General features: G+C 42.6%; 20 protein-coding genes. 1 reads left to right on the top strand and 19 read right to left on the bottom strand.

The genetic code is table 11. From position 1 onward, the window contains the following. Nucleotides 1-6: 6 nt before the first annotated feature. The 14 genes from atpA to BTN98_RS16400 all read right to left on the bottom strand — a co-directional run bounded on the left by atpA (nt 7) and on the right by BTN98_RS16400 (nt 12,531). Entirely contained in the window at nt 7-1,548 is a 1,542-nt protein-coding gene (gene atpA / locus BTN98_RS16335; RefSeq protein ID WP_060999287.1) for a F0F1 ATP synthase subunit alpha, read from the bottom strand. 15 nt (nt 1,549-1,563) lie between these two features. Continuing rightward, entirely contained in the window at nt 1,564-2,097 is a 534-nt protein-coding gene (gene atpH, locus BTN98_RS16340; protein ID WP_060999286.1) for a F0F1 ATP synthase subunit delta, read from the bottom strand. A gap of 16 nt (nt 2,098-2,113) precedes the next feature. Continuing rightward, nucleotides 2,114-2,584: a F0F1 ATP synthase subunit B gene (gene atpF, locus BTN98_RS16345; protein WP_060999284.1), complete on the bottom strand. Its 471-nt coding sequence runs from the start codon at nt 2,582-2,584 to the stop codon at nt 2,114-2,116. An 82-nt stretch (nt 2,585-2,666) separates the two neighbouring features. After that, nucleotides 2,667-2,924 carry a F0F1 ATP synthase subunit C gene (gene atpE, locus BTN98_RS16350; RefSeq protein ID WP_012551447.1) on the bottom strand — a complete coding sequence of 86 codons (258 nt, stop codon included), beginning with the start codon at nt 2,922-2,924 and terminating at the stop codon, nt 2,667-2,669. Between the two features lie 66 nt (nt 2,925-2,990). Next, on the bottom strand, nt 2,991-3,794 hold the full coding sequence (gene atpB / locus BTN98_RS16355; protein ID WP_060999282.1) for a F0F1 ATP synthase subunit A: 804 nt from the start codon (nt 3,792-3,794) through the stop codon (nt 2,991-2,993). Between the two features lie 8 nt (nt 3,795-3,802). Then, nucleotides 3,803-4,192 carry a F0F1 ATP synthase subunit I gene (locus BTN98_RS16360; RefSeq protein ID WP_060999279.1) on the bottom strand — a complete coding sequence of 130 codons (390 nt, stop codon included), beginning with the start codon at nt 4,190-4,192 and terminating at the stop codon, nt 3,803-3,805. Between the two features lie 175 nt (nt 4,193-4,367). Next, entirely contained in the window at nt 4,368-5,267 is a 900-nt protein-coding gene (locus BTN98_RS16365) for a ParB/RepB/Spo0J family partition protein (protein ID WP_060999277.1), read from the bottom strand. 8 nt (nt 5,268-5,275) lie between these two features. Beyond that, nucleotides 5,276-6,070 carry a ParA family protein gene (locus tag BTN98_RS16370; protein ID WP_060999276.1) on the bottom strand — a complete coding sequence of 265 codons (795 nt, stop codon included), beginning with the start codon at nt 6,068-6,070 and terminating at the stop codon, nt 5,276-5,278. 14 nt (nt 6,071-6,084) lie between these two features. Then, nucleotides 6,085-6,705: a 16S rRNA (guanine(527)-N(7))-methyltransferase RsmG gene (rsmG, locus tag BTN98_RS16375; RefSeq protein WP_060999273.1), complete on the bottom strand. Its 621-nt coding sequence runs from the start codon at nt 6,703-6,705 to the stop codon at nt 6,085-6,087. Nucleotides 6,706-6,715: 10 nt separating this feature from the next. Continuing rightward, nucleotides 6,716-8,605 (bottom strand): tRNA uridine-5-carboxymethylaminomethyl(34) synthesis enzyme MnmG, encoded by a 1,890-nt coding sequence (mnmG, locus tag BTN98_RS16380; protein WP_060999271.1) that lies wholly within the window; start codon nt 8,603-8,605, stop codon nt 6,716-6,718. Nucleotides 8,606-9,031: 426 nt separating this feature from the next. Further along, nucleotides 9,032-9,478 carry an FMN-binding protein MioC gene (gene mioC, locus BTN98_RS16385; RefSeq protein WP_060999269.1) on the bottom strand — a complete coding sequence of 149 codons (447 nt, stop codon included), beginning with the start codon at nt 9,476-9,478 and terminating at the stop codon, nt 9,032-9,034. A gap of 353 nt (nt 9,479-9,831) precedes the next feature. Further along, a complete protein-coding gene (locus tag BTN98_RS16390) occupies nt 9,832-10,599 on the bottom strand; it encodes an ABC transporter ATP-binding protein (protein ID WP_060999268.1) in 768 nt (255 codons plus the stop codon). Then, complete coding sequence (locus BTN98_RS16395) at nt 10,596-11,636, bottom strand: FecCD family ABC transporter permease (RefSeq protein WP_060999266.1); 1,041 nt, start codon at nt 11,634-11,636, stop codon at nt 10,596-10,598. The genes BTN98_RS16390 and BTN98_RS16395 overlap by 4 nt, the downstream gene beginning before the upstream one ends. Beyond that, on the bottom strand, nt 11,614-12,531 hold the full coding sequence (locus BTN98_RS16400; protein ID WP_060999264.1) for an ABC transporter substrate-binding protein: 918 nt from the start codon (nt 12,529-12,531) through the stop codon (nt 11,614-11,616). The genes BTN98_RS16395 and BTN98_RS16400 overlap by 23 nt, the downstream gene beginning before the upstream one ends. A gap of 140 nt (nt 12,532-12,671) precedes the next feature. On the opposite strand from BTN98_RS16400, the gene BTN98_RS16405 reads away from it, so the two are divergent. Beyond that, nucleotides 12,672-13,214, top strand: a complete 543-nt coding sequence (locus tag BTN98_RS16405; RefSeq protein ID WP_060999261.1) for a cobalamin adenosyltransferase — start codon at nt 12,672-12,674, stop codon at nt 13,212-13,214. A 71-nt stretch (nt 13,215-13,285) separates the two neighbouring features. Here BTN98_RS16405 and mnmE read toward each other — a convergent pair whose 3' ends face one another. From mnmE to rpmH, 5 genes are all read right to left on the bottom strand, one after another. Then, nucleotides 13,286-14,653, bottom strand: coding sequence for a tRNA uridine-5-carboxymethylaminomethyl(34) synthesis GTPase MnmE (mnmE, locus tag BTN98_RS16410; protein ID WP_060999259.1), 1,368 nt, complete (start codon nt 14,651-14,653; stop codon nt 13,286-13,288). Nucleotides 14,654-14,769: 116 nt separating this feature from the next. Then, nucleotides 14,770-16,410 (bottom strand): membrane protein insertase YidC, encoded by a 1,641-nt coding sequence (yidC, locus tag BTN98_RS16415; protein ID WP_060999257.1) that lies wholly within the window; start codon nt 16,408-16,410, stop codon nt 14,770-14,772. Nucleotides 16,411-16,412: 2 nt separating this feature from the next. After that, nucleotides 16,413-16,670: a membrane protein insertion efficiency factor YidD gene (yidD, locus tag BTN98_RS16420; protein ID WP_080159046.1), complete on the bottom strand. Its 258-nt coding sequence runs from the start codon at nt 16,668-16,670 to the stop codon at nt 16,413-16,415. Then, the gene (gene rnpA, locus BTN98_RS16425) at nt 16,637-16,993 is read right to left on the bottom strand and encodes a ribonuclease P protein component (RefSeq protein ID WP_082732189.1); all 357 of its coding nucleotides are present in this window, start codon (nt 16,991-16,993) and stop codon (nt 16,637-16,639) included. The genes yidD and rnpA overlap by 34 nt, the downstream gene beginning before the upstream one ends. Nucleotides 16,994-17,008: 15 nt before the next feature. Continuing rightward, nucleotides 17,009-17,143 carry a 50S ribosomal protein L34 gene (gene rpmH / locus BTN98_RS16430; protein ID WP_006233350.1) on the bottom strand — a complete coding sequence of 45 codons (135 nt, stop codon included), beginning with the start codon at nt 17,141-17,143 and terminating at the stop codon, nt 17,009-17,011. Nucleotides 17,144-17,255: the final 112 nt, after the last annotated feature.

A 17,255-nucleotide genomic window follows, 5' to 3' on the forward strand; every position in this document is an offset into this window, starting at 1 on the left:
AACCAATTACCAAGTTTGGGTCGCTTTGAAATCTTGCAGCAGTTTCGCAAACTGCGCTTCGATATCATCGTTGTAAGCACCCGTTTCATCAATTTGAGCTACTAACTCAGCAAATTGACCTTTGGCAAATGAAAGCAACGCAGCTTCGAAATCAGCTAACTTGGCAAGTTCAATATCGCCTAAGAAACCTTTTTCGGCAGCAAAAATAACAATCGCTTGCTCAAATACAGACATTGGCGAGTATTGCTTTTGCTTCATCAACTCAGTCACTTTCTGACCGTGATCAAGCTGCTTTTTAGTTGCATCATCAAGGTCTGACGAGAACTGAGCAAACGCTGCTAGTTCGCGGTACTGTGCTAGGGCAGTACGAATACCACCTGAAAGCTTCTTGATAACTTTAGTTTGGGCAGCACCACCTACACGCGATACAGAAATACCAGGATCAACCGCAGGACGAATACCGGCGTTGAATAGCTCTGTTTGTAGGAAGATTTGACCATCGGTGATAGAGATAACGTTAGTCGGTACAAATGCCGATACGTCACCCGCTTGAGTTTCAATGATAGGTAGCGCGGTTAAAGAACCCGTTTTACCTGTCACTTCACCGTTCGTAAATTTCTCAACATAGTGCTCGCTAACACGAGAAGCACGCTCAAGAAGACGAGAGTGAAGGTAGAAAACATCACCAGGGAATGCTTCACGACCCGGTGGGCGTTTTAGCAATAGTGAGATTTGACGATAAGCAACGGCTTGTTTAGACAAGTCATCGTATACGATCAGTGCATCTTCGCCACGGTCACGGAAGTATTCACCCATTGCACAACCTGAGTAAGGTGCAAGGTATTGTAGTGCAGCAGCTTCAGAAGCAGATGCAACCACAACAATAGTGTTTTCCAATGCGCCGTGTTCTTCAAGCTTACGAACCACGTTCGCAATCGTTGAAGCTTTCTGGCCAATAGCCACATACACAGAGTAGATCCCAGAATTCTTCTGGTTAATGATGGCATCGATAGCCATCGCGGTTTTACCCGTTTGACGGTCACCGATAATCAGCTCACGCTGACCACGACCGATTGGAATCATCGCATCGACTGCTTTGTAGCCCGTTTGCACAGGTTGATCAACAGATTTACGATCGATTACGCCCGGTGCAATTACTTCAACAGGAGAGAATGTCTCTGTTTCAATTGAACCTTTACCATCGATAGGCTGACCTAGGGTGTTTACAACACGACCAAGTAGCGCTGGACCTACAGGTACTTCAAGAATACGACCAGTACCGGTTACCTTCATGCCTTCCTGTAGCGAAGCATAAGGGCCCATTACAACCGCACCAACCGAGTCACGCTCAAGGTTAAGTGCTAAAGCGAATAGTCCGCCTGGTAGTTCAATCATTTCACCTTGCATTACGTCAGCAAGGCCATGGATTCGAATAATACCGTCGCTTACAGAAACGATAGTACCTTCGTTACGCGCTTCACTTACAACGTTGAAGTTTTCAATACGTTGTTTGATCAGTGCGCTAATTTCCGTGGAATTAAGTTGCATGCACAATTCCCCAAATCAAGACAGCAAAGTATCGCTCAGACGGTTCAATTTTCCCCGTACAGAGTTATCGATAACAAGGTCTCCAGCTCTAATTACGACCCCAGCAATCAGGGTCTCGTCTACACTGCAGGTCAACATCACTTTACGTGCTAAACGCTGCTCAAGTTTGGCGCTGATCGCATCTAACTGGTTTTCATCAAGAGCAATGGCTGATATCACCATAGCTTCGATGGTTTTTTCATGCTCATGTTTCATCAGCATGAATTCACCACAGACATCGGGTAGCGCATTGAGGCGTCCATTAACAGCCATCACTTTAATTAAGTTATGGCCGAATTCGTCGAGTTGCTCACTGCACACTGAAACAAATATTTCAGCGAGCTTGTCAGCGGCATAGCCACTATCAAGAATATCTTGCATAGTGTCATCAGTTGCCACAGCACCCGCAAAAGTTAGCATTTCTGCCCACTGTGCCAGCGCGTTATTCTCGACCGCAAAGTCAAATGCTGCTTTAGCGTAGGGGCGTGCGATAGTAGTCATATCCGACATGTGCTTGCCCCTTTAATTACAGTTCTGCAGTGACTTTGTTAAGAATATCAGTTTGCGCTTCCATATCGATAGAGCGCCCAATGATCTTCTCAGCACCAATCACAGCTAGAGTTGCAACTTGTTTTCTTAACTCATCACGAGCACGATTACGTTCAGCTTCAATTTCAGCCATACCTTGAGCAAGAATTTTCTCACGCTCAGCTTGGGCTTCAATTTTAGCGTCATCAACAATTTGAGCTTTACGCTTATTTGCCTGTTCAATCAGCTCACTCGCGGCGCGTTTCGCTTCTTTCAATTGATCAGAAGCATTAGCTTGTGCAAGGTCCAGGTCTTTGGCTGCGCGATCTGCAGCAGCCAAGCCGTCAGCAATTTTTTTCTGACGTTCTTCAATCGCTTCCATAATTGGTGGCCATACATATTTCATGCAGAACACTACAAAGAAGAAGAAAGCGATAGCCTGACCCAGCAAAGTTGCATTCATATTCACAACGCATCTCCTTAAAAAGGGTTGCTAGGGTCCATTTACTCTGGAGTCAGCCTTCTTAATAAAGGCTGATCACAGCGGTTTATTAGCCTGCTAGTTGGCCAACAAATGGGTTTGCGAATGTGAATAGCAACGCGATTACGATACCGATCATTGGAACCGCATCCAGTAGACCTGCGATAATGAACATCTTAACTTGCAGCATTGGCGCCATTTCAGGTTGACGTGCAGCGCCTTCAAGGAATTTACCACCAAGAATTGCGAAGCCGATCGCTGTACCAAGGGAAGCAAGACCTACAATGATGCCCACGGCAATTGCAGAAAAGCTTAGTAAAGTTTCCATCACTATCTCCAGTTTATAGTTGTCGGCTAAAGTGCCAATAAAAAATATAAAAGTTACAAATAATCGTTAATGATTGTCTTCATGCGCCTGAGACAGGTACACAATAGTTAACATCATGAATACGAATGCTTGAATTGTAATGACTAGGATGTGGAAAATAGCCCACGGTACCGAGCCTAGCCATTGAGCCCACCACGGCATCAACGCCGCGATAAGGATAAACACCACCTCACCAGCAAACATGTTTCCGAACAAACGCATACCTAATGAAATTGGCTTCGCAATCAGCGATACCACTTCAAGAAGTAAGTTAAACGGAATCATAATTGGGTGATTGAACGGGTGAAGAGCCAGTTCTTTTGCAAAGCCGAGTAGACCTTTCACTTTGATGCTGTAGTAAATCATCAATGCGAATACGCCTAACGCCATTGCCATAGTGATGTTAACGTCAGCACTTGGAACCACTTTCAAATAAGGAATTCCAACACTTTGTGCGGCATACGGAAGAAAATCAATTGGCACAAGGTCCATGATGTTCATCAGTAAAATCCAACAGAAAATGGTTAGTGCTAACGGAGCAACAAGTGAATTGCGGCCATGGAAAGTATCTTTAACGTTGGTATCAACGAATTCAACTACCATTTCAACAAAACATTGTAACTTACTTGGTACTCCTGATGACGCCTGTTTTGCTACCTTGCGGAATACCCATAAAAAGAATAATCCGGTCAGAACAGAAAAAACAAGGCTGTCGATATTTACCGTCCAAAAACTTCCTTCACTCACCAAACCAAGCTTATCCGTCGATAAGTTAGTAAGGTGGTGAGTGATGTAGCTTGACGGCGTTAGCGCTTCACCTGGCGCAGCCATAACTGATCCTATTTGTTGTTGTTAATGAATAAAACCGGTCCAAAAATATTAATACCAAGAACCAGCAAATAGGTTAGTTGGAGGGGAACAAGTTCCACCCCTTTATACAGGTAAGCAGCGGCAAAAAGGATGACTGTTATGAGGATTTTGAGCACTTCTCCGCCATAAAATGACGCCATGACTAATCGTGCCTTCCTGGCACCACTAAACATAAACGCACACATAGCAAATACAGTATTGGCGATTACGAAAATGCCACCACCGATAAGTGCAGATATTCCCCAGTCAACATTGACAGCGAAGACTGCCGTTAATGCCGTAGCTACTACGACGCCAGATTGTAGTAACAGCAACCGTTTTGCCAATTGGCGTCCCGGTTTCACTAGCGCCGATACCATGTATTCGTTCCTCGAGTCCATTCCTCGACACATAAGTTCGGGAAATACAGCGAAAATTATACGACTGAATAGATTGAATGCAATCTTATTGCAGCAAAAAAAACATTTATATTTTACAACAAAATAACCTAACTACCACAGGGTAATCGTCTAATCAAAAATTACCGCTAGCAGATCACAGTTCGTGGCCTAACATTGCAAGAATTTGCGCTAATTTATCTTGTTGGTCGTAATTAATAACAATTTTACCTTTACCATTTTTATTTTGATTAATGGCAACTTTGGTTCCAAAGCGCTCACTCAAACTTAATTGTAATGCGACAGTTTGTGGCTGTGGTGCCGACTTGACTGGCGTTGCGGTTGGATTTAATAGTGTTTTTACTAGCTTTTCAGCCTCTCGCACAGTTAACAACTTATTGATGATTATTTGTGCTGTAGCTAACTGTTGTTGTTCATCTAAGGCTAATAAAGCCCTTGCATGACCCATTTCTAACTGTTTTTGTTCAACCAGTTGTTTGACAGCATCAGACAATTGATTCAAACGTAGTAAGTTAGAAACAGCAGCACGTGATTTACCCACAGCATCAGCTACTTGCTGGTGGGTTAATGAAAATTCTTGTTGCAAACGTTCTAAAGCACGCGCTTCTTCGATTGCATTAAGATCTTCACGTTGAATATTCTCAATCAACGCGATAGCAACCGTGGCACGATCATCAACATTTTTGATAATACAAGGTACAGTTTGTAGCCCTGCTTGACGCGCAGCTTGCCAACGACGTTCACCAGCAATAATTTCATAACGCTGATTATCAATACGGCGTACAACAATCGGCTGAATAACACCTTGAGCACGAATCGAATCGGCTAATTCAGTTAGCGCATCAGCAGCCATTGTTTTACGAGGTTGGTATTGACCAGAGCTCAATGCTGATACTGCAATTTGGCATAATTCGCCATCAATAACAGTTTGCTGTGAGGCGTGCTCATCATTTTGTTGTTTCTTTGCTTGAGCAACATTGCTGGTGGCTAGTAGGGCATCAAGGCCTTTGCCCAAGCCTCTTTTATTGAAATTCATGGAAAACCTTACGCTTCAACCGGAGTGGCTTGCAGTGCTAATTCATCACGGCGAATCATTTCACCGGCTAGCGCTAAATACGCCTTAGCACCACTAGAATATTTGTCATAATACATTGCTGGACGACCATGACTTGGTGCCTCAGCCAGACGCACGTTACGTGGAATAACAGTACGATATACTTTATCACCAAAATGCTTTTTAAGTTGCTGTGATACCTCATTTGAAAGTCGGTTACGAGGATCAAACATGGTGCGTAACAAACCTTCAATTTTAAGATCACTGTTAACAACGGCGGTTAACTTGCTGATGGTATCCATCAATGCAGTTAAACCTTCAAGGGCAAAATATTCACACTGCATTGGAACTAATACCGAATCAGCAGCAGTCATTGCATTGATAGTTAACAAGTTTAAAGATGGCGGACAATCAATAAAAATATAATCGTAATTATCACGAACAGAAGCTAGCGCGTTGCGTAACCGCGTTTCACGAGCAAACACTTCCATTAATTTAATTTCAGCAGCAGTAACATCGCCATTAGCAGCTATCAAATGATAGCCGCCAGTAGTTTCGTTAATAACAACTTGATTAAAAGGAGTTTCATCGACCAAAAGATCATAAGCGCTGGCTTCAACTTGGTATTTGTCGACGCCACTGGCCATGGTCGCGTTACCTTGAGGATCAAGATCGATCACCAATATTTTACGCTGAGTAGCAGCCAATGAAGCAGCCAGATTGACACACGATGTTGTTTTACCAACACCACCTTTCTGATTTGCAACAGCTATGATTCTTCCCACAAAAACCTCAACAATTAATCTTTGGCTGTTAATACAACTAAATGACGCTCGCCTTCGAGATCAGGAACCTGTAACGATTTAACTTCAACAACAGAACACCACTCAGGAAGCTCTGCTGCTTCATCTTGATTGTACTGTCCTTTCAGGGCGAAGAATTGACCACCTTGTTTCGGTAAATGGTGACACCAATTAACCATGTCTGACATTGAGGCAAAAGCACGGCTTAATACCGCATCAAAGCCTTCGCCGGGATCAAATTCTTCAACGCGACTTTGAACAGCTGTCACATTGGTAATTTTTAGCTCATGGATCACTTGGCGAATAAATCGAATGCGTTTACCTAAACTATCAAGCAACGTAAATGATTTATTCGGGCACATAATCGCTAACGGAATACCAGGTAATCCCGGTCCCGTACCAACATCAATGTAACGCTCACCGTCTAAATATTGGCTCACCACAATACTATCCATAATGTGTTTAACTAACATTTCATTCGGATCGCGCACAGAAGTCAGATTATACGCTTTATTCCATTTGTGCAGCAGTTGCACATAACCGATCAATTGATCAAGTTGTTGTTCTGTGACCTGAAGATCAGTTTGAGCGATAAGTTGTATCAAACGTTGTTTCATTATCTAACCCTTATTCGCCTTTTTTAAGCAAGCCATGTTTTTTCAAATAAACCAATAGCAATGAAATTGCCGCTGGCGTAATACCAGAAATACGAGATGCCATACCGACAGATTCTGGCTTGGCATCATTCAGCTTAATCACTACTTCATTTGATAGGCCTTTCACCAAGCTATAATCAAGATCAAACGGTAGTTTAGTGGTTTCATGACGTAATGATTTTTCTACTTCATCACGCTGACGATCAATATAACCTTGGTATTTAATTTGAATTTCAACTTGCTCGCGCGCTTCAATATCATCGTGTGCAGGTGCAAAAGTTTCAATACTGGTTAATTGCCCATAAGTCACTTCAGGACGACGAAGAAGATCTTCACCATTAGCTTCACGCACGATCGGTGATTTAAGGATCTTATTTAAACTTTCAATATGATCCGAATTTGGATTAACCCAAATATCTTTCAAACGCTGGCGTTCTTGTTCCATATTTTCTAATTTTTGATTGAAACGCGCCCAGCGTTCATCATCAACTAGACCTAACTCACGACCCATTGGGGTTAAACGTAAATCAGCATTATCTTCACGTAACAACAAACGGTATTCCGCGCGTGACGTAAACATACGGTAAGGTTCTTTAGTGCCTATGGTTGATAGATCGTCAATCAATACACCCATGTAAGCTTGATCGCGACGTGGACTCCAACCTTCTTTGTCTTGGGTTTGAAGAGCAGCGTTCATACCCGCCATTAAGCCTTGTGCGGCAGCTTCTTCATAACCAGTAGTACCGTTAATTTGTCCCGCAAAGAATAAACCATCAATGTATTTATTTTCATAGGTTTGCTTAAGGTCGCGCGGATCAAAGAAATCATACTCGATCGCATAACCTGGACGCATAATAGTCGCATTTTCAAAGCCTTTCATTGAACGTACAATTTGCATTTGAACGTCAAAAGGCAAGCTGGTTGAAATACCATTCGGATAAAGTTCATTAGTGGTTAAGCCTTCAGGCTCAATGAAAATTTGGTGGCTATTTTTATCCGCAAAACGCATCACTTTATCTTCAATTGAAGGGCAGTAACGCGGACCAATACCTTCAATTACACCAGCATACATTGGACTACGATCAAGGTTATTACGAATCACTTCATGAGTACGCTCATTGGTGTAAGTAATAAAACATGGAATTTGACGCGGGTGGTCAGATTGCTTACCCATGAACGAAAACGTTGGAGTTGGGTTATCACCGTGTTGCGTTTCAAGCACACTAAAATCAACACTGCGTGCATCAATGCGTGGTGGAGTACCAGTTTTCAAGCGATCAACACGCAATGGTAATTCACGTAGACGATCGGCTAAGGCATTTGATGCCGGATCGCCTGTACGACCACCGCTATAATTTTCTAAACCAATGTGAATTTTGCCGCCAAGGAATGTACCTACGGTCAATACTACGGCTTTAGCATGGAATTTTAATCCCATTTCTGTAACCACGCCTGTTGCGCGATTATTTTCAACAATCAGATCAGTCACAGCTTGCTGGAAAATCATTAAATTTGGCTGATTTTCTAATACGTTACGTACTGCAGCTTTATAAAGTGCACGGTCAGCTTGTGCACGTGTTGCCCGTACTGCTGGGCCTTTGGAAGAGTTGAGGGTGCGGAATTGAATACCGCCTTTATCAATGGCATGTGCCATCAAGCCGCCAAGGGCATCAACTTCTTTAACCAGGTGTCCTTTCCCGATCCCACCGATAGCTGGGTTGCACGACATTTGGCCCAACGTATCGATATTATGGGTCAACAGTAAGGTTTTTTGTCCCATTCGGGCAGCTGCCAGTGCCGCTTCTGTACCGGCATGACCGCCACCCACAACGATGACATCAAATTTTTCCTGGTAAAACATGAAACTTCCTCAGGTATTTAAATAGCCAGTGAGTTAACTCGAGCAAAGGGCGGACATTCTATCCTGTTTCTTGGCAAGAGAGAATCTTTCATCAAGATCATTTGATCGGCCATTTTGATTGTTTAAATATATATAAGATCTTTTTAAAGAGATCTTCTATTAGATCTACTATTAGGATCCACTGATCGTGTGGATAACCGCTAAATGATCCTTATGATCATGCATTTAAAGAAGATCATTTACTGTGGAGTAGCTTGGATCTTCCAGAGGATAGGCTGGGATCAAAATAGCTACTTATACACAGGGCTCATTGGCGATATAAGTTATTAAATGGATAACTATGGGTTGATCACCGTTTAGATCTATAGTTATCCACAGAAAAAACCATTAAAGAACATAAATAATTGAGTAACTATTGACTGTTTTTTAACCGTTAAAGTAATTTTGCCACTCTTCAAGCCAAATTTCAGCTGGTTCTTCAGGTACTGGCGTCATTGATACATCAATATCCAATCGTTCGCCGATTGGAGTTGCACCTAATTGAACCAATAAAGCCTCAATATTTTTGCCTGCAGCGCAAAAGGTGTCGTAGTTACTATCTCCAAGCCCAATAACGGCAAATTTCAATGCCTCAAGCGCGGGTTTTTGTTCACTAAGTGCATTAGCAAAGGCAGCAAAGTTATCTGGATAATCACCAGCACCGTGAGTAGAGCAAATAATCAACCAAATAGAATCTTGATCCAGCTGTTCAAGTTGAGGTTGATTGATAATATTGGTTTGATGGCCTTGCGCTGTTAATAATTCAGCGACATGATCGGCGACATATTCAGCACCACCAAGAGTGCTGCCAGTGATCAGAGTAATAGTTGACATAATTATCCTTATAGTGAGCGCTTTGATGGGATCATCAACATCAAACGAAATACCTAGCGAATATTGTACTGAGATCAAACCCTATAAAGATAGCCTTTATGGTATATGAAGGCCGTTTTATTCACTGAAAGGCTATTATTTTTATCCACCAGCTAATAATGGGGATGAAAGTGGGAGAAAATGTGGGTATTTTTGACTAAATATCAGTAATTATAATAGCTAACACGATCATTATAATATTATCACGATAAGAACGCGTGCTGATTAATGACGATCTTACCCACATGATCCCCTTGTTTTTTGCACAGGCTTGTGATCGTTGTTTTTGGTGATCTGATAGTTGATCGCCTTGCTCAGGGGATCGAGTGGCGTTGCGGTAAAATAAATAGTTTTTGGTTGTCTGGATGGTGAGTGACACTGACGTGGTGATGATAAAGCGCGGTGATTTGTTGCGGGGTTAATACCTTTTGAGGGCTATCAAAAGCAATTTGCTGACCATGTTCTAATAATAATAAACGGTCGCAAAATGTGATCGCGGTATTAAGGTTGTGAATGGCGATTAAGGCACTTTTACCTTGTTGGCAATGGTGGCTTAGAATATTAAGTAATAATGACTCATGACCAATATCGAGGCTAGCTGTTGGTTCATCAAGTAGCATGATAGCTGCATTTTGAATTAATAAACGGGCAAAATGCACTCGTTGTTGTTCGCCACCTGAGAGTTGATTGATGGGTCTATTTAAGAGATCTTCTATTTGTAACTGACTAATAATATTATTTATTTTATGTTGTGATAGTGCGGCTGATTGGTGATAACCGTAATAAATAATATCGTTAACTACAAACCCAAAGGCAGGTTCTGTGTATTGAGGTAAATAACTTAATTGCTGAGCTCGTTGTTGATGACTATAGCTGTTAAGAGGCTGATCAAATAAACGAATACTGCCATGGGTGGGTGTCATAAACCCGCTGAGACATTTGAGCAGCGTGCTTTTACCTGCGCCGTTAGGGCCAATAATACCGACTAATTCGCCAGGATTAATGGCAAAGTTAATATTCTGTAATAACGGCTGTGATCCTTGATGGTAACTTAATTGGTCGATCACAAGTGGTAGGATCATGATTGTAATCCTTTATATTGGCTACGAATTAATAGAATAATAAAATAGATCCCGCCAATAATCGCGGTAATTATCCCAGTTTTTAATTCGTTGGGAGCAATAACGGTACGTGCAATAAGATCACACCCTAAGAGGAACATTGCGCCAAATAAGGCCGAAAATGGCAGTAAAATACGATTATTTGGCCCCACTAAGAGTCGAGCTAGATGGGGGACGATTAAGCCAATAAAGCCAATTGGACCCGCTACAGCAATTGCCATCGCAGTAAGTAAGGTGGTTAGTAACAATAATAAGCGGCGGCTGTGACCGACATTAACGCCCATGCCATGGGCATTTTGTTCACCTAAAGCGAGCAGGTTTAATGTTTGTCCATGGCGTAATAATATCCACGCAGTAATAATAATCATTGGGGTTGGCCATAGTAATTGCTGCCAAGTTCGCGCATCTAGGCCACCCATAGTCCAGAATACAAATTCACTGACTTCATATTGTTGAGCGGTTAATAATACCCCCATGGTTAACCCGCCTAATAAACTTGATACTGCCAAGCCAGCTAAAATGATGAATAAGCCATGCTGTTGGGTTTGGCGGGCAATCAAATACACGATAGTGGCAGTGATTAAAGCTCCTATTGCGGTGACGACGGGTAATAAGGCGGGATTGACCACGGTTAAGCCACTGACTATTGCGACCACTGCAGCAAAACTACTACCAGCACTAATACCTAAGATATCGGGGCTAGCAAGGGGATTTCTAAATAAGCCTTGGCTACAGGCACCTGCTAAGGCCAGTGCACTACCAGCCAATATGGCGGCACAAGCACGCGGTAAGCGGATCTGTAATATGATCGCCGAGGCGAGAGGATATTGTTGTTGGGCTAATGCCTCACCACCATGAATATAGCTGTTGAACATGGCAAAAATGTCATCAATGGGAATAGAGACAGAGCCGAGACTAAGGTAAATAATTAACAACAGTAATAATCCGATTAATGCCGTAATACCTTGTAGCGGTTTAATGTATTGATGACTGAGCATGGGGCTTATAAACCTTATGATTAAGGTAGATGATAGCGTCGGCAATGTATTGGCTATCAGTTGAACGCAGTGAATGTGGCAAGCTGATCACACGGCGATCTCGAATAGCTGTTAACGTTTGCAGGGCTGGATCATGGAGTAACTGTTGCTTAAAACCATCACTGTCCACTCCTGGTATAATAATTACATCCGGGTTGAGCACTAATAGTTGCTCTTTAGCTATCGGCACTTGGCCAAATTTATCGCCACTGGTATTCGCTATGACATTTTTGAGTTGAGCCTGACTAATAATGGTATTGATAGTCGAATTATGGTTACTGGATGCTCCCCACGGAGTGTATTCAATCGCGGTTAGCGGCTGTTTGGGAACGATAACCTGTTGCTTAAGCTTTTGTTGCATTGTTTCAACTAACGCTGCTGCGGCAGTATTTTGATTAACCAGTTTACCGACTAATAAGATGTTTTTTTCGATGTTTTTAAGGCTATAAACCGTTTTTATTACAAATACTGTAATACCCGCTGCTCGCAGTTGAGCTATTTTAGGGCTATCACTCCAACTGGCGACCAATACTAAATCTGGGTGCTCGGCAATAATACGTTCGACATTAAGATCACGTAACGGTAGGGTGGCTGGAATTTTATTAGCAATAATTGAGTAAGTAGCATCCTTACTTAAGCGGCTTAAACTGGTGATATTTTGGAGTGGTAGTAGCGCCATGATAACTTGATCGCTAAACATGCTTTTAGAGTCGACACGAGTCGGCATTTTCTTCAATGTAACCGCTTGATTACTGGCATCAATAACTGTTATTGGGTAGACAGTTTCAGCTCCAAAGCTGATTGAACTACGGCATAAACAGCCAATAAAAAATAAATATTTACATAGTCGGTACATAATTTTCCATACGTCGTAGATGGTGAGCTTGCAACATCCCTAGCAAGCAAAATTTGCGAACATAGTTAGTGATTTTGGGAACGCTGTCAATGACAGTCTACTGGTAGAATTAGCCATATTTGGTAAGGATGAATAAAGTCATGGTATTAAAGTTTTCTGGCGATATTGATGAACTCGCTTATCCGTTTATTTTTGAAGATTCACCCTTGTGCGATTTTGAAATTCTCACCGATGAATTATGTACCTATATTGGCTTGGTGATCTCACAGTTAGACGATGGGGAAATACAACAATCATTAATCTGGCTTCAACCACGAATTTTTCATTTGAATGGTTCAATTCGAGGTAAATGCGGTATTTTTGAGGATGATATTGGTAAGCTGAAAGCGGATTATCATTACTTTCGCGATCAAGTAACAGATAGCAATAAACGTTTTGTATTACCGCGAGGAGTGGGGGCGGTGGTGCAGTTACACCAATGCCGAAGCTTGGCTAAAAAGGTGGTAAGACAATTAGTTAAAGTCGATGCTGCGGGGAAAAAAATACCACCAACATTGCCAAGATTCAGTAATTTGTTAGTTAACTATTTGTTTGCGTTAACGCGAGTACTTAATCAACAGACTGGGATTGAAGAGCCGGAATATATCAGTATAAATTATCCTAAGCCTGAACCTAAAAAATAATAAAAAACGTCACATATCAATAATATGTGACGTTTTTAGCGTAACCATCAATGCAAGTGAAATGTTAGTAGTTACTTACCAATACAGAACGAAGTAAAGATACGTCCAAGTAAATCATCCGAGGTAAACTCACCGGTGATCTCACTTAAGTGCTGTTGAGCAAGACGTAATTCTTCTGCCAGAATTTCACCCGCCATAAAACCTTCAAGTTGTTGTTTACCGATCTCTAAATGTTCAGCTGCACGCTCTAGTGCATCTAAGTGACGACGACGTGCCATAAAGCCGCCTTCGGTCGTACCTGCAAATCCCATACATTGCTTTAGATGTTCACGTAAGTCGTCGACACCCTCGCCTGTACGCGCAGAGAGGCGAATTAAGGTTGGATTATTTACATGACAGATACCGGCTGACTCACCCGTTAGTTCTGTTTTATTACGAATGACGGTTAGACCCATATCAGCAGGTAGGCGCTCAATAAAGTCAGGCCAAATCTCTTTAGGATCGGTGGCGTCGGTGGTGGTACTATCAACCATGAATAACACCCGATCGGCATGTTCAATTTCAGCCCATGCGCGTTCAATACCAATCCGTTCTACTTCATCAGTTGCTTCACGTAAACCGGCGGTATCAATGATGTGTAATGGCATTCCATCAATGTGAATATGTTCGCGTAATACGTCACGAGTGGTACCAGCGATATCGGTCACAATCGCACTGTCTTTTCCCGATAACGCGTTGAGTAGGCTTGATTTACCGGCATTAGGGCGGCCAGCAATCACCACTTTCATGCCTTCACGCATGATCGCGCCTTGGTTAGCTTGTTTACGAACATCTGCCAAGCGAGTCATGATGTTATTGAGATCACCACTGACTTTGCCGTCAGATAGGAAGTCAATTTCTTCTTCAGGGAAATCAATGGCAGCTTCGACAAAAATACGTAAATGAATTAAGGCTTCAACTAATTCATTTACTTTGTTTGAGAATACACCCTGCAGTGATTTAAAAGCGCTTTTCGCGGCTTCTTCTGAGCTAGCGTCAATTAAGTCAGCAATGGCTTCTGCTTGGGCTAAATCAAGCTTATCGTTCATAAACGCACGTTCAGAGAACTCACCAGGACGCGCTGGACGAATACCATCAATATTAAGAATACGACGGATCATCATATCCATTAATACTGGGCCACCGTGGCCTTGGAGTTCTAATACATCTTCGCCCGTGAATGAATTGGGGCCTTTAAAAAACAGCGCGATCCCCTGATCAAGGGCGGTACCATCTTCATTTTTAAATGGCAGATATTCAGCGTAACGGGTTTTTAACTCACGACCAGCAACGGCAAGGGCTACTTCTTTCGCTTTAGGACCTGAAACGCGAATGATGCCGACGCCGCCACGGCCCGGTGGTGTTGCTTGTGCAACGATAGTATCGATATGTTGATTCATAACCTTGGCTTTGCTTTAAAATGACTTGATGATTGTAAACCACTGTGAGGGTTTACGCCTAATCTGCCCCATAAAAAAAGGCGACCCTAAGGTCGCCTTTTATTCACAGGCAGCGCTTATTTAGCTTTGCTGTGTAAACCTTTCTTTTCCAACGCGCGGAAAATAATAGTCTGTTGAATCAGAGTCACAATGTTTGATACTAACCAGTACAACACTAGACCTGATGGGAACCATAAGAAGAAGAAAGTAAACATAACCGGCATAAAGGTCATGATTTTCTGCTGCATTGGATCCGTTACTGTCGATGGGCTGTTCTTCTGAATCAGGAACATTGATACACCCATAAGAACAGGCAGGATGTAGTACGGGTCTTGTGCTGATAGATCCTGAATCCAACCGAAGAATGGCGCATGACGCAATTCAACTGATCCCATTAGTGCCCAATACAGTGCAATGAAAATTGGCATCTGCAGCATGATAGGTAAACAACCACCAAGTGGGTTTACTTTCTCTTTTTTGTACAGCTCCATCATTTCTTGGCTTTGACGTTGACGGTCATCACCTAAACGCTCACGCATTGCCTGAATCTTAGGCTGTAGCATGCGCATTTTCGCCATTGAGGTGTACTGCGCTTTTGTTAGTGGGTACATTGCACCACGAACAATTAGCGTTAGGATGATAATTGCTACACCCCAGTTACCTACAATACCGTGAATGAAAGAAAGCAATTTATGCAATGGACTTGCAATGAACCATAACCAACCGTAATCAACCGTTAGGTTTAGGTTAGTTGCGGTTGCTGCCATTTCTTTTTGCAACTTAGGACCAAGCCAAAGTGTTGCTTTGATTTCTTTTGTTTGACCAGGAGCAACAGTCTCTAACGGCATACGTACACCGATGTAACCTACACCGTTGTTATCGCTGCTGTAGACTTGAGATGTCTGATCTGCGCCATCACGAGGGATCCATGCTGATACGAAGTAGTTCTCCATAATCGCAACCCAGCCGTCATTTGCTGACTGGTTAAGATTCTTCTCTTTGATGTCATCAAAACTGTATTTTTTATACTTAGTATCGTTAGCTGAGTATGCCGCACCGTTGTAGGTGTGCATTGCCATGCCTTGAATACCGCCGCCAGTTTTACTTTCTAGGCGGTGACGTAGCTGTGCGTACATTTGTACTGTCGCTGCTTTGTCAGTTTTGTTGTCGACAGTGTAGTCAACGTTAACCGCATAATCGTTGCGCTTGAAAACGAATGTTTTAATGTAGCTAATGCCATCTTTAGTAAATGTCATTGGTACACGTAGTTCGTTTTGATCGGGTGCCATCACAAAGCTTTTTGCAGTCACAGCATATTGTGCGCGGCCATGTGTTTGTGAGTCTGAACCGTTAGCACCAATTAAGCCTGATTGCGCGATATAATCACGTCCATCAGTATCACTTAATAAAACATACGGGTCTTTAGAATCGAGAGTATTGTCGTATTTAAGTAGTTTTGCATTGATAACATCACCACCAAGCGTGTCGACTGTTAATTCCAGTACATCCGTTTTAATGGTAATTAAGTTAGTTGAAGTTTTCTGGTCAGTCAGTGGTTGATTATCACTTGAGTGTGATGGAATACCACTATTGTTATTGACTTGCTGCGCTACACCCGGCTTCGTTGGTTGCTGGTTCTTGTCGCCATGCCATTGCTGAAATAGCAAGAATGAGACAAACAGTAGGGCAATTAACAGAATATTACGTTGGGAACCCATGGTTAATGTTCTCTGTCGTTATGCTTGGTTGGCGGAACGGGGTCGTAACCACCGTCATTTAAAGGGTGACATTTTAATAGACGTTTCGCCGCTAACCAACAACCTTTTCGCGCTCCATGCGTTTTTACAGCTTCGATCGCATATTGAGAACATGTAGGGGTGAACCGACAGCGTGGCCCAAGAAGCGGGCTGATTGCCAGTTGGTAAAAGCGGACTAGTCTTACGACTAGCCACGCGACGGGCGAGACAGGCGATGCCATAACTTATCTAACAACGTAAATAGTTCTTCGTTACTCAAATCATTGGCTGATTTCTTAGCGATGACTACGAAGTCACAGGCTGGAAGCTGATGTTGTTTTAAACGGAAACTTTCGCGAACAACGCGTTTGAAGCGGTTTCTGTCGACAGCAGTTTTAATCTGTTTTTTAGGAACAGCCAGACCGAGACGGGGGTGGTCGAATTCGTTAGAACGGGCAAGAATAGTCAAGTGAGGAGAGCCAGCACGATGAGCTTGCTGGAAGACAGTTTTGTAATGTTCGGGAGTTAACAAACGTAACTCCCGAGAAAAAGCGTACTTATTCAAAATAATCGTCGATGATTACTTAGAAAGACGCTTACGGCCTTTAGCGCGACGTGCATTGATTGTTGCACGACCGTTCTTAGTTGCCATACGAGCACGGAAGCCGTGACTACGCTTACGCTTAAGAACAGAAGGTTGGAATGTGCGTTTCATGGTTTTACCTTAAATTAACTGATCAGTTTTTAAGTTTGTTAGATGTAATTGGCCATAATTGGACAATTACCACGAACAAAGAGGCGGAATTGTAATCACTGACTAACAAAGA

The organism is Photobacterium aquimaris (assembly GCF_002954455.1).
In the GTDB taxonomy this organism is placed as follows: Bacteria; Pseudomonadota; Gammaproteobacteria; order Enterobacterales; family Vibrionaceae; genus Photobacterium; species Photobacterium aquimaris.